At 72.8% G+C, this 12,693-nt stretch carries 12 protein-coding genes; 7 read left to right on the forward strand and 5 right to left on the reverse strand.

Annotation, left to right across the window (positions count from 1 at the left end; genetic code table 11):
• Nucleotides 1-60 precede the first annotated feature (60 nt).
• The 5 genes from AB0C25_RS31690 to AB0C25_RS31710 are packed head-to-tail and all read right to left on the reverse strand — an operon-like array spanning nt 61 to nt 5,173.
• A complete protein-coding gene (locus tag AB0C25_RS31690) occupies nt 61-2,844 on the reverse strand; it encodes an FtsX-like permease family protein (RefSeq protein WP_357378113.1) in 2,784 nt (927 codons plus the stop codon).
• Nucleotides 2,841-3,575 (reverse strand): ABC transporter ATP-binding protein, encoded by a 735-nt coding sequence (locus AB0C25_RS31695; protein ID WP_357247282.1) that lies wholly within the window; start codon nt 3,573-3,575, stop codon nt 2,841-2,843. Before AB0C25_RS31695 ends, AB0C25_RS31690 begins: the two co-directional genes overlap by 4 nt.
• Nucleotides 3,572-4,174, reverse strand: a complete 603-nt coding sequence (locus AB0C25_RS31700; protein WP_357247285.1) for a PadR family transcriptional regulator — start codon at nt 4,172-4,174, stop codon at nt 3,572-3,574. The genes AB0C25_RS31695 and AB0C25_RS31700 overlap by 4 nt, the downstream gene beginning before the upstream one ends.
• A gap of 52 nt (nt 4,175-4,226) precedes the next feature.
• Entirely contained in the window at nt 4,227-4,664 is a 438-nt protein-coding gene (locus AB0C25_RS31705) for a ferritin-like domain-containing protein (RefSeq protein ID WP_357378115.1), read from the reverse strand.
• The gene (locus tag AB0C25_RS31710; protein WP_357378117.1) at nt 4,661-5,173 is read right to left on the reverse strand and encodes a hypothetical protein; all 513 of its coding nucleotides are present in this window, start codon (nt 5,171-5,173) and stop codon (nt 4,661-4,663) included. Before AB0C25_RS31710 ends, AB0C25_RS31705 begins: the two co-directional genes overlap by 4 nt.
• Before the next feature lie 155 nt (nt 5,174-5,328).
• Here AB0C25_RS31710 and rimP point away from each other — a divergent pair, with 155 nt between their 5' ends.
• From rimP to AB0C25_RS31745, 7 genes are all read left to right on the forward strand, one after another.
• Entirely contained in the window at nt 5,329-6,018 is a 690-nt protein-coding gene (gene rimP / locus AB0C25_RS31715) for a ribosome maturation factor RimP (RefSeq protein WP_357378204.1), read from the forward strand.
• Nucleotides 6,015-7,058 carry a transcription termination factor NusA gene (gene nusA, locus AB0C25_RS31720; RefSeq protein WP_357247291.1) on the forward strand — a complete coding sequence of 348 codons (1,044 nt, stop codon included), beginning with the start codon at nt 6,015-6,017 and terminating at the stop codon, nt 7,056-7,058. Before rimP ends, nusA begins: the two co-directional genes overlap by 4 nt.
• A 16-nt stretch (nt 7,059-7,074) precedes the next feature.
• On the forward strand, nt 7,075-7,407 hold the full coding sequence (locus AB0C25_RS31725; RefSeq protein WP_357378119.1) for a YlxR family protein: 333 nt from the start codon (nt 7,075-7,077) through the stop codon (nt 7,405-7,407).
• A 93-nt stretch (nt 7,408-7,500) separates the two neighbouring features.
• Nucleotides 7,501-10,527 (forward strand): translation initiation factor IF-2, encoded by a 3,027-nt coding sequence (infB, locus tag AB0C25_RS31730; protein ID WP_357378121.1) that lies wholly within the window; start codon nt 7,501-7,503, stop codon nt 10,525-10,527.
• Nucleotides 10,528-10,618: 91 nt separating this feature from the next.
• Nucleotides 10,619-10,915: a DUF503 domain-containing protein gene (locus AB0C25_RS31735; RefSeq protein WP_030489481.1), complete on the forward strand. Its 297-nt coding sequence runs from the start codon at nt 10,619-10,621 to the stop codon at nt 10,913-10,915.
• A 126-nt stretch (nt 10,916-11,041) separates the two neighbouring features.
• Nucleotides 11,042-11,542, forward strand: a complete 501-nt coding sequence (rbfA, locus tag AB0C25_RS31740; RefSeq protein ID WP_357378123.1) for a 30S ribosome-binding factor RbfA — start codon at nt 11,042-11,044, stop codon at nt 11,540-11,542.
• A 53-nt stretch (nt 11,543-11,595) separates the two neighbouring features.
• Nucleotides 11,596-12,597 carry a bifunctional oligoribonuclease/PAP phosphatase NrnA gene (locus AB0C25_RS31745; RefSeq protein WP_357378206.1) on the forward strand — a complete coding sequence of 334 codons (1,002 nt, stop codon included), beginning with the start codon at nt 11,596-11,598 and terminating at the stop codon, nt 12,595-12,597.
• The last annotated feature ends 96 nt before the right edge of the window (nt 12,598-12,693 follow it).

Here is a 12,693-nt window from a genome sequence, read left to right on the forward strand (position 1 = left end):
CCCCCGCCGGCACCCCCCGTACGCGCCCGGCTCGCCAACCGCGCGGTCACGCCTCCGGGGTCAGTCCAACCGGCGTTCGATCGGCAGCCGGGCGCGCGTGAACAGGCCCGCCCCGAGCATCGCCACGATCGGCACCAGGACCAGCACCCCGAGCGCGGGCCACGGCACCACGAACGGGTACGGGTCGGGTACCGGCCAGTCGTTGGCGTACTGCCGGTTGGCCGAGAACAGCACGATCGCGGCGGTGCCCAGCCCGGCCACGATGCCGAGCACCGAGCCCAGGCCGGCGATCACCCCCGCCTGGCAGATCGCCAGCATCCGGCGTAGCGCCGGTGCCGCGCCGACGGCCGCGAGGGTGGTCAGCTCGCCGCGTCCCTCGGCGGCGGCGAGTGCGGTGGCGATCCCGGCCGCACCCATCGTGATGACGCCGGCCGCCGCCGCGAGCAGCAGCAGCAGCGGGGAGATGTCCTGCGGATCACGGCCGTACTCCACGGACATCGAGAACGTGCCGAAGGGTCGCAGCGCGCTGGCGAACCGTTCCCGCTGCTGCCGGTCCGGCGGGATGGAGGCGCCGAGCACCCATCCGGCCGGTGACCAGGTCAGCCCGAGCTGCCGGGCGGCGGACGCGGAGAGCAGCAGCCGGGACTGGCCGACCGCCCCGCTCAACGCGTACCCGGGGAAGTTGGCGGCGGCGCCCGGCCGGTCCGTCCCGGAATCCACCTGGTTCACCCGGACGGTCACCAGGCCGCCGTGCAGGTAACGCGGGTCGGTCACCACCACACCCCCGGCGCGCAGCACGGCGGTGGCTGCGGCTGCCGTCGCCGGGTCCGCACCGGTGAGCAACGGCAGTGCGGTCCCGTCGTCCACGCCCGCCTGCACGTAGCCGCCGTCGTAGCTCAGCGGGCCGATCCGACAACGCCGGTCGGCCCGCGCCTGCCGACGGTCCGCGGCGGAGAGGTTGTCCCCGGGCTGCCAGGGGCAGATCTGTGCGGGCGGAAGCACCGGCGCGACGTCGCAGTAACCCGCCGCCGCGGGTGCGCAACTCACCGCGTTGACCGGGGCGATCCGGTCGGCACCCAGCTCGTCCCGGGCCATGGCGGCGAGCTGGTTCGGCGAGGGCTGCCGGACCGACTCGCCCGCGTAGACGAGCACATGGCCGGTCGGCAGCATCGGCCGGTAGGCCTGCGAGGTACGCGCGTCGCTGCTGGCCAGGAACCCGCCGAGCGCCACACTGCTGGCGACCGCTGCCATCACGGCGCAGATGGCGGGCGCGGCGGAGGCGCGGTTGCGGCTGGCGTCGCGCAACGCGATGCGCGGTGCCAACGGCAGCACCCGGCCGAGCCGGGCGAGCGCGCCGATGAGCGTGGGCGTGCAGCACACCAGGCCCAACTCGCCGAGGATCAGGCCGGTGAGGATCACCACCGTGGAGGTACGGGCTGCCCCGAACGCCGCCAACCCGGCCCCGACGGCCACCAGCGACAGCCCGAAGGCCAACCAGCGGATCCGGGACACCGGGGGAGTGCGTCGCCCGGCGAGGCCGGCGCTGACATCCTGCCGCGCGGCGGTCCAGGCCGGCGCCAGCGCGGCGAGCACCCCGGCCAGCACCGCGACCCCACCGAGCAGCAGCAGCGCGATCGGCCAGCAGCGGTACCCACCGAAGCGGGCGTCGAAGACGTACTGCTCCATCAGCGGACGACCGGCGAACGCCGCGCCGACGCCGACCAGCAGACCGGTGGCGGCGCCCAGCACACCCAGCACCACGCCGTCGGCCAGCACGACCCGACGGAGCTGGGCGGCATCCCCGCCGGCCACCGCGACGAGCGCCAAATCCCGCCGACGGCGACGGACGCCGACCGCGAAGGCCGGCCCGACCAGCAGCACCACCTCCAGCAGCCCGAGGCCCGCGATCAGCACGCTGGTGCCCAGGTCGGTGGTGTCGCCCCGGTCGACGGGGCCGAACCAGGTCCGCTTCCGTTCGTCGGCCGAGTCGGTCGGAGGACGGATGGCGACCAGCACACCCCGGTCGTTGAGCCGGGACACCAGCGCGGCATCGATGGTGCCGGGCACGTCCGCCAGCCAGCTGCTCTCCGGTTCGGGACCGGTCCGTGGCACCGCACCCGGATGCAGCGCCACCACCGGGCCGAGATCGTCGGGAAACTCGACCACCCCCACCACGGTGAACGCCCTGCTCCCGTCGGCGAGGGCCACGGCGCGACCAAGGCGCAGGTCCAGACGGCGCAGCGCCGCCGGGCTGACCGCGACCTCGCCGGGCTGCTCGGGCGCCCGGCCCGCCCGGAAGCGCACCAGCCCTCGGGCCAACGGGTCGCCGAGGTCCAGCACCCGCCCCTGCACGTCCTCGTCGCGGTGTCGGCCCCGCAGGGTCAGCGGGATGCCGGTGCGCACCTCGGTGACCCGACTGCCCGGACCGAGCAGAGCGCTCACCTGGGCGGAGGTGGCTCGGGCCACGGGTGGCTGCTCGCTGTCCCGGGTGGACCAGCTGTCCCCCCACTCGTCCTGTTCCACCGGGGTGTCGGAGATCCAGCACAGCTCCGCGTCGGCCACGCCGAGTCGGCGATCCACCTGTTCCTGGGGAGTCAACGTGGCCATGTCGTAGCTGGCGGCAAGGAAGGCCAGCACCGCCACCGGGAGGGCGATCATCGCGAGCACCAGGGCGGTCCGGCGCCGCGCCCGCCGGGACTCCCGCCGGGCGATCCGCAACGCCGCCCGCCACGAGCCGGTCAGCTCGGCGAGGCGACGACGACCGACCCGCACCGGTGGCGCGCCCGGTCCCGACGCGGCGGTGTCGGGTCGGGCAGGTGCCCGCCGGGTACGCCGGACCGTCACCGCTCGCTACCGGACAGCAGCTGTTCGACGCTGCCCAGCGGCGCGGTCGTGTCGACGAGTACGCCGTCGCGAAGGAACACCACCCGGTCGGCCCAGCCGGCGTGTCGGGACTCGTGGGTGACGAGCACTCCGGCGGCTCCCGCGTCGATCCGGCGGCGCAGGAGGTGCAGCACCGCCTCGCCGGTCTGCGAGTCCAGGGCACCGGTGGGCTCGTCGGCGAGCACCAGCCGGCGGTCGCCCACCAGTGCGCGGGCGATGGCCACCCGCTGCTGCTGCCCGCCGGAGAGCTGGTCGGGGAAGCGGTCGCCCAGTGCGGGCAGGCCAACCTCGGTGAGCGCGGCCATGGCCAGCGCCCGGGCCTGGCGTCCGCCGGCACCGTCGAGTTCCAGGGGAAGCGCCACGTTCTCCAGCGCGCTCAGGCTGCCCAGCAGGTTGAGCTGCTGGAAGATGTAGCCGATCCGGCGGCGGCGCAGCTGGGCCAGCCCGCGCCGGTCCAGTGCCCCCAACGGTTGCCCCTCCACCCGGACCTCCCCGCCGGTCGGGCGGTCCAACCCGCCGGCGAGGGCCAGCAACGTCGACTTGCCGGAGCCGGACGGACCCATCACGGCGACCAGTTCGCCGGGCCGGACGACCAGGCTGACCCCGCGCAACGCGTGCACCGCCGCCGGTCCGGCGCCGTGGGTGCGGTGGACGGCGCGTAGCTCCAGCACCGCGTCGTCCGATCCGCTCACCGTCGCGCCTCCTCGCCGGCCCACCGGGACGCGTCCCGCGCGTCGGCGTCACCCGGCCGGGGTGGGGGAGGTGCCGCGCCGCTGGGCTGGTGCCGCACCAGACTTGTCTCGCAGTGGTCCAGCCAACGGACCTCCGCCTCGGCCTGGAACACCATCGAGTCCAGCACGAGGCGCCAGGGCAGGTCCTCCGGTCGGTTGCTGACGTACTTCAACCGGGTCAGCTCCTGCAACGCCCGCATCGTCGCGCTGCGCTGGGCCTGTACCACCGAGCGGACATCCACCCCGGGGGTGGTCAGCGCCAGCGCCAGTTTGATCGCCAACTCGTCGCGGGGCCGATCGTTGCGGCTGACCGGGGTGGCGAACCAGAGCGCCAGATCCGCCCGGCCGGCGTCGGTGATCTCGTACGGGCGCTGCCCGGCCTCGCTCTCCGGCAGCGGGCGGACCAGACCATCGCGTTCCAGCCGGGACAGCGTGGTGTAGACCTGCCCGATGTTCAGCGGCCAGGTCGAGCCGGTCGACTCCTCGAACGCGGCGCGCAGCTGGTAGCCGTACATCTGGCCGCGTTCGAGCAGGGCGAGCAACCCGTGACGGATGGACATGGCAACGGAGTATGCATACCTGGTATGCGCTCCGCAACCGGAGGGCAACGGTTCAGGTGGGTCGACCGGGAAATGGGACAGTCAGCGGGGTCGTCCCGGCCGTCTTGCGCCACCGGGTGGCCCGTACCGCGTACTCGACGAGGGCGGCCAACGCCTGGTCCCGGTCGGCGCCGGTGGTGGACGCCAGAGCCGCCCGCCAGTGCGCGGCCGTGCGCTCCTCCACCTCGGCGGCGAGCCGCAGCGCGCTGGCCCGGTCGGTGACCGGGAACGGCAGCGCGTAGCCGGCGCGGTCCGGCGGCACGACGCCACCCGCCGCGCTCAGTTGCACCACGAGCATGTCGCGTCGGCTGCGGTGCGCGGCCTCGGCCTGGTGGGCGGTCTCCCGTGCCGCCGCGGTGAGTCGGACCCCGATCCGCCCGTAGGCGTAGATGGCCGCGTACTCGGCGGACAGGGCGGCGGCGAGCGCCTCTCCGGCGGACGGCTGCCTCACTTCAGTGCCTCCTGGTGGGTGGCGCGGGCGGCGGCGATCGACCCGAGCAGTGCGGCCCGGTCCGCGCTGGCCGCGGCGCAGGCGGCGGTGGCGGACTTCTGGGCGGCCTTCTCCAGGGCGCGCAGGGGGGCGAGCGTGTTCACCGGGTCGATCGCCGGAGCGGCGACCGCGGTGGGCAGGGCGACGCCGATCACCCGGGCCAGCTCGGTGGCGTGCGCGGTGTGTGCCTCGGCGATCGGGCCGAGCCGGTCGGCCAGGTCGGGATGCGCGGCCACGTGGTTCTGGTACGCGGCGGCGAGCCCGAGTGCCTCGTCTACCATCGGCCGCAGCGGGTCCGGTGGTGGTGCCGGCTCGTCGTCACGGTCGAAAAGATCACAGCCGGTCAGCGGCACCGCGGCACCGCCGAGCGCCAGCAGTGCCCCGGCGCGCAGGAGCTTTCGCCGGGAATGTCTGGATGCCTGGTCGCGCTGTGTCGTTCTGCCGGTCCCCACCCGGCAAGTCAACACCATCCCCACCGGTCCGGGGACCACCGACGTCGGTGCGCCGCCCGGCCCGCCGCCGGGCAGGCGCGTTACGCTCTGCGCAGCCACCGGCGCGTCCGCTCCGGTGGTGCGCCGGCATGTCGGGACGACCGATCACCGTCGACCAGGGAGAGGGTGCGGAGATGACGCAGCGTGGCCGTGCCACCAGGTCGACGGGGCGACCCCGCGATGCGGCGGGTCCCCGCGGTGGTGATCTCGCAGCGCGACGCACGAGGTTGCGGGCCGTGATCGAGCCCGTGGTCAACGACGCCGGCTACGACCTGGAGGACCTGTCGATCTCCCGGGCCGGTCGCCGACACGTCGTACGGGTGATGGTCGACGCCGACGGCGGGATCGACCTGGACGCCGTCGCGGTCGTCTCCCGCGCGGTCTCGGCCGCGCTGGACGCCGCCGAGGAGACCGGCGGCGACATCGTCGCCGGGGAATACCAGCTCGAGGTCAGCTCGCCGGGCGTCGACCGGCCACTCACCCTGCCCCGCCACTGGCGGCGCAACGTGGGCCGGCTGGTCAAGGTCACCGCCCGGGGCGCGGCCGCGTTGCCCGGCCAGCGCGGCGAGCAGCCCACCGGAGACCGTCAGCTGACCGGCCGGGTGGTCGCGGCCGACGACGAGGGCGTGCAGCTGGAGACCGAGGACGGCCGAACATCCTGGGCGTACGCCCAGCTCGGCCCCGGCCGCGTCCAGGTCGAGTTCACCCGGCTCGCCGAGCTTGGCGAGGTGGACGAGGAGTTCGACGACGCGGACGATTCCGACGAGATCGACGATTCAGACGACATCGACGACGAAGATGATGTGGAGGACGAGGAGAGGTGAACATCGACCTCGCGGCGCTGCGCGCACTCGAGCGCGAGCGGGAGATCCCGTTCGACACGATTCTCGCGGCGATCGAGACCGCGTTGCTGACCGCCTACCGGCACACCGATGGCGCCGAGCCGCACGCCCGGGTGGAGATCGACCGCAGGTCGGGCGCCGCCCTGGTGTACGCGCAGGAGATGGACGCCGACGGCAGCCTGGTGCGGGAGTGGGACGACACCCCGCACGACTTCGGCCGGATCGCCGCCATGACCGCCAAGCAGGTGATCCTCCAGCGCCTGCGGGAGGCCACCGACGAGGTGCACTTCGGCGAGTACGTGGGCCGCGAGGGTGACCTGGTCACCGGCGTGGTGCAGGCCCACGAGACGCGTACCGAAAAGGGCATCGTCAGCGTCGACCTCGGCAAGCTGGAGGGCGTGCTGCCGCAGTCCGAGCAGGTGCCCGGCGAGCGGTACGCGCACGGTGAGCGGGTCCGCTGCGTCGTGGTGCACGTCGCCAAGGGCATGCGCGGGCCGCAGATCACCCTGTCCCGGTCGCACCCGGCGCTTGTCAAGAAGCTGTTCGCGCTGGAGGTGCCGGAGATCGCCGACGGCACAGTGGAGATCGGGGCGATCGCCCGTGAGGCAGGTCACCGTACGAAGATCGCCGTCCGCTCCACCACCCCCGGGGTGAACGCCAAGGGCGCCTGCATCGGCCCGATGGGCCAGCGGGTGCGCGCCGTGATGAGCGAACTGCACGGCGAAAAGATCGACATCATCGACTGGTCGGATGACCCGGCCACCTTTGTCGGTAACGCGTTGTCGCCCGCCAAGGCGCTTCGGGTCGAGGTGGTCGACCTGGCCGGTCGGGCCGCCCGGGTGACGGTTCCCGACTTCCAGCTCTCCCTCGCGATCGGCCGGGAGGGGCAGAATGCCCGACTCGCGGCCCGATTGACCGGTTGGCGGATCGACATTCGGTCCGATGCGGAGCAGACCGCCCCCGCCGCGCGTGCGGCAGCTGATCACGTGCGGGAGCCGGGCGGAGCGATCTCGGGCAGCTAGGGGTAGACTTCTTCCAGTGGTACGACGCGCAACGCCGGAACGCACCTGTGTGGGTTGCCGGCAACGTGCGCCGGCCAGCGAATTGCTGCGGATCATCGCGGTTCGGGACGAGGCTGGTCTCAGTCTCCGACCTGATCCGCGCCGCAGGCTGCCGGGTCGGGGAGCGAACATGCACCCGGATCCGGCCTGCTTCGCGCTGGCAGTGCGTCGCCGCGCCTTCGGGCGTGCGCTGCGCATCACCGAGGTCCTTGACCACGGTGAGCTGGCGGAGCACGTCGATGCGCCAACCACTACGTCCGGTCAGCCCGACCGGGCGAGGGTCGCTAGCAGGGTAGGACGACCGACATGAGCACACGATGAAGTCCCTGAAATGACCAGGCTTCAAGTGCACGAGTGAGGTCGCTGCGGGTGCTGCCCGCACGACCTCGGAGTGAGGAGTGCAGTGGCAGGCAAGGCCCGCGTACACGAGCTTGCAAAAGAGCTCGGGGTCGAGAGTAAGACCGTTCTCGCCAAGCTGAAGGAAATGGGCGAGTTCGTGAAGTCCGCGTCGAGCACCGTCGAGGCGCCCGTCGCCCGGCGGCTGCGTAACGCATTCGTCGCGTCCGCTGGTGCTCCGGCACCGGCCGCCGCTCCGTCGGCGCCCGCGTCGACGCCGGCTTCCAACCCGACCCCGACGCTGTCCCCGACCCCGGGCGCGCCCCGGGTCTCGGCCAAGCCGATGCCGCCCCGGCGGCCGACCGCGCCGGCTCCCGGCCCGAAGCCGAAGGGCCCGGTGCCTGGTGCGCCGCAGCCCGCGGCTCCGGTCGCCAAGCCGGCGAGTGCCCACGACATCGAGGTGGCGGCCGCCGAGGCGCGTGCCGCCGCGCTGAAGGCTGAGCAGGAGGCCGCGGTCAAGGCCGCACAGGCCGCCCGCCAGCAGCAGCGGGACAACCCCGTTCGCCGGGAGCCTCCGGCCGACGGCGGCAACCGTCCCGGTCCTCGGCCGGGTCCCGCCGCGATGCCGCCCCGTCCGGGTTCGCCGGCCGCTCGTCCGAGCACGCCGGCTCCGGGTCCGGGTGCGCGTCCCGGTGGTCGCCCACCGGCGCGCGGCGCCGGTAACAACCCGTTCGGCATCCAGGGTGGCCAGCAGCAGCGGCCCCCGGCCGCCGGTGCGGGCGGTCCCCGGCCCAACAGCCCGGCGGGCATGCCGCCGCGGCCGAGTCCGAACTCCATGCCTCCGCGGCCCAGCCCGGCTTCCATGCCGAGCCAGCGTCCGGCTGCCGGTCGCCCCGGTCCTGGTGGCGCTGGTCGCCCCGGTGGCGGTGGCGCCGGTCGTCCCGGTGGTGGCGGCGGCGGTGGCTTCCGTGGCGGTCCCGGCGGTGGCGCCGGCGGCGGTGGCGGTTACCGCGGTGGCCCTGGTGGCGGCGCGGGTGCCGGCGGTGGCGGTGGCTACCGTGGCGGTCCCGGCGGCGGTGGCGGTGCTCCCGGTGGCGGTTTCCGTCCGGGTGCTCCCTCCGGTGGCGGCGGTCGTCCCGGTGCGGGTGGTCGTGGCCGTGGCGGCGGCGCCGCGGGTGCCTTCGGGCGTCCGGGTGGCCGGCCGACGCGCGGTCGCAAGTCCAAGAAGCAGCGCAGACAGGAGTTCGACAACCTGTCGGCTCCGACCATGAGCTCGGGTGCTCCCCGGGGTCAGGGTCAGATCGTGCGGCTCTCCCGTGGCGCCTCGCTGTCGGACTTCGCCGACAAGATCAACGCCAACCCGGGTTCGCTGGTCCAGGAGATGTTCAACCTGGGCGAGATGGTCACCGCGACCCAGTCCTGCTCTGATGACACCCTGCAGCTGCTGGGTGAGCACCTGGGCTTCGACATCCAGATCGTCAGCCCGGAGGACGAGGACCGCGAGCTGCTCGCGCAGTTCAACATCGACCTCGACGCGGAGGTGGCCGAGGAGCGTCTGGTCAGCCGTGCGCCGGTGGTGACCGTCATGGGTCACGTCGACCACGGTAAGACCAAGCTGCTCGACGCCATCCGTAAGGCGAACGTCGTGGCCGGTGAGGCGGGTGGCATCACCCAGCACATCGGTGCGTACCAGGTGCACGTTCCGCACGATGGTGTGGACCGCGCGGTGACCTTCATCGACACCCCGGGTCACGAGGCGTTCACCGCCATGCGTGCTCGTGGTGCCCAGGTGACGGACATCGTGATCCTGGTCGTCGCGGCCGACGACGGCGTGATGCCGCAGACCATCGAGGCGTTGAACCACGCCAAGGCGGCCGACGTGCCGATCGTGGTCGCGGTCAACAAGGTCGACAAGCCGGAGGCCAACCCGGACAAGGTCCGCCAGCAGCTGACCGAGTACGGCTTGGTCGCCGAGGAGTACGGCGGCGAGACCATGTTCGTCAACGTGGCCGCCAAGCCGGGCATCGGCATCGAGGAGTTGCTCGAGGCTGTCCTGCTGACCGCCGACGCGTCGCTGGAGCTGACCGCTCCGATCGACGGGCCGGCGCAGGGTGTGGCCATCGAGGCACACCTGGACAAGGGCCGCGGTGCGGTGGCGACGGTGCTCGTGCAGAAGGGCACCCTGCGGGCCGGCGACTCGATCGTCGCCGGTGGGGCCCACGGCCGGGTCCGGGCCATGCTCGACGAGAACGGCAACCAGCTCTCCGAGGCTGGGCCGGCGCGTCCGGTCATGGTTCTGGGTCTGACCGCGCCGCCCGGTGCGGGTGACACGTTCCTCGCCGCGGCGGACGACCGCACGGTGCGACAGATCGCCGAGCAGCGGCAGGCACGGCGGCGGGCGGCGGCATTCGCCAACTCCCGTGGTCGGGCCACTCTTGAGACGCTCATGGAGCAGCTCAAGGAGGGCGAGAAGACGTCGCTCAACCTCATCCTCAAGGGTGATGTCTCCGGTTCGGTGGAGGCCCTGGAGGACGCGCTGTTCAACCTCGACATTCCCGAGGAGGTCCAGCTCAAGGTCCTCGACCGGGGCGTCGGCGCGATCACCGAGAGCAACGTCATGCTCGCGAGCGCCTCGTCCGAGCCGGTCACGATCATCGGCTTCAACGTGCGGGCCTCGAACAAGGTCCGTGAGATGGCCGACCGCGAGGGCGTGGAGATCCGGTACTACACCGTCATCTACCAGGCCATCGAGGAGATCGAGGCAGCGCTCAAGGGCCTGCTCAAGCCGGAGTACGAGGAGGCCGAGCTGGGCAGCGCGGAGATCCGCGACGTCTTCCGCTCGTCCAAGATCGGCAACATCTCCGGTTGCATCGTCCGGTCGGGCGTCATCCGACGCAACGCGAAGGCTCGCCTGCTTCGGGACGGGACGGTCGTGGCGGACAACCTCACGATCACCTCGCTCAAGCGGTTCAAGGACGACGCCACCGAGGTCCGCGAGGGCTTCGAGTGCGGTCTGACCCTGGGTGGTTACAACAACGTCCAGGTCGGCGACGTCATCGAGACCTTCGAGATGCGGGAGAAGGTTCGCGCCTGATCCGGCAGTGACACGCTGATCAAGGGGTTTACGCCGTTTCGGCGTAAACCCCTTGATCATGCGGGGTGGGTTGGCGGTATCGTCCGGGGCGATGTTCACCGGAACCGCGGTCTTCGACCTGCTGCTGCCGGGCGACTCCCGGTCGCTCAAAGCCAAGAGATCATATGTACGGCCGATCGTGGCGGCGTTGCGCCGCTTCGAGGTGTCGGCCGCCGAGGTGGGTGCGCTCGACCTGCATGGTCGAGCGCAGCTCGCGGTGGCCGTGGTGGCCGCCGAGACGGCGCACGTCCGCGAGGTGCTCGACTCCTGTGAGCGCCTCGTGGCCGGTCGCCCCGAGGTCGAGTTGCTGTCGGTTCGGCGCCGGCTGTACGGCGTGGACGACGACTGACCCCGGAGCCGGCTGTGCCGGGCGACCGGTGCGGCCGCGAAGGTAGTGTTCGAGATGTTGGCCGGTCGGCCGGTGACCCCCGGGTCGCCGGGTCGACCGGGAGCAGGACGCCGTGGAGGTGGCGAGATGTCTGATCCGGCCAAGGTACGCCGGCACGCGGAACGGGTGCGTGAGCTGGTCGCGTCGGTGGTGCGGAGCCAGATCAAGGACCCGCGGCTCGGGATGATCACCATCACCGACGCCCGGATCACCGCGGACCTGCGCGACGCGACGGTCTTCTACACCGTGCTCGGTGACGCGGTGGCCCAGGCGGACACCGCCGCGGCGCTGGAGAGCGCCAAGGGGCTGCTACGCAGCACGGTCGGCAAGGCCCTCGGGCTGCGCCACTCGCCGACCCTCACGTTCGTCCTCGACGACGTGCAGGACCAGGTCAAGCACATCGACGACCTGCTCGCCGCCGCCCGTAACGCCGACGCCGAGGTGCAGCGGCTGGCCGCCCAGGCGAAGTACGCGGGTGAGGCGCAGCCGTACCGGGTCGACGACGAGACCGATGAGGGCGACGACGCGGACGAGGCCGATGCGGCCACCGACGTGACGGACACCGCGCGGGGTGGGGAAACGCGGTGACGAGCACCGCCAGCGTCCCGCTCGCCGGGGCGGCCGGGGTCGGCCCGGCCGAGATGGACTGGGCTGCGGCCGAGGCGCTGGTGCGGGCTGTCCCGCCGGGTGGCCGGGTGCTGCTGATCTGCCACATCAACCCGGACGGTGACGCGCTGGGCAGCATGCTCGGCTTCGGGCTGGGCCTGCGGCAGCTCGGCCTCCGCGAGGTGCAGGCGACCTTCCCCGGGCCGCCGGAGGTGCCCGAACCGTTCCGGGGGTTGCCCGGGTTGGAGCTGTTGGTCCCGGCGGACGCCGCCGACCCGGCACCGGACCTGGTGATCTGCTTCGACGCGGCGAGCGAGTCGCGCCTGGGTGAGCTGGCCGGGCGGTTGTCGTCGGCGGGGGCGGCGCTGGTGCTCGATCACCACGCCTCGAACCAGGGCTTCGGCACTGTCAACCTCGTGGACCCGGGCGCTGCGGCGACGTCGGTGGTGGCGGAGCAACTGCTGACCCGGCTCGGAGTCGTGGTGGATCCGGCCATCGCGGAGTGCCTCTACGTGGCCCTGACCACGGACACCGGCTCGTTCCGGTTCGCGGCGACCACCCCGGCGGTGCACCAGATGGCTGCCCGGTTGCTGGCCACCGGCATCTCGCCCGGAGACATCTCCCGCCGGGTCTTCGACACCCGGCCCTTCGGTGCGGTGCGTCTCTTCGGTGAGGTACTCGGCCGGGCACGGCTGGAGCCGGCGGCCGCCGGCGGCCGGGGGTTCGTCTGGACCTTCGCCACGCTCGAGGATCTGGCCCGGCACGACCAGCGGCCGTACGTCCTGGAGGCGCTGATCGACTCGGTGCGCTGCACGGCCGAGGCGGATGTGAGCTGTGTGGTCAAGCAGACCACGCCCGGCGAGTGGGCGGTGTCGATGCGCAGCAAGGGCGCGGTGGACGTGAGCCGGGTCGCGGTGGCGCTGGGCGGTGGTGGCCACCGGTTCGCGGCGGGGTTCACCGGTCGGGGCACCGTCGAGCAGGTGGTCGAGTCGATCCGCGGCCAACTGGACGCGGCGTTGCTCCACCCCGACGCCTGACGGCTACGTTCGTCCTCATCGATAGCCCCGTCCGGAAGGATCAGGGTCAACTCCGGGGAGTGTCGGTCTTCCCGCGCTCGGTGAGACCGGGAAGAA

The organism is Micromonospora sp. NPDC048839 (genome assembly GCF_040649915.1).
Classification (GTDB): domain Bacteria; phylum Actinomycetota; class Actinomycetes; order Mycobacteriales; family Micromonosporaceae; genus Micromonospora.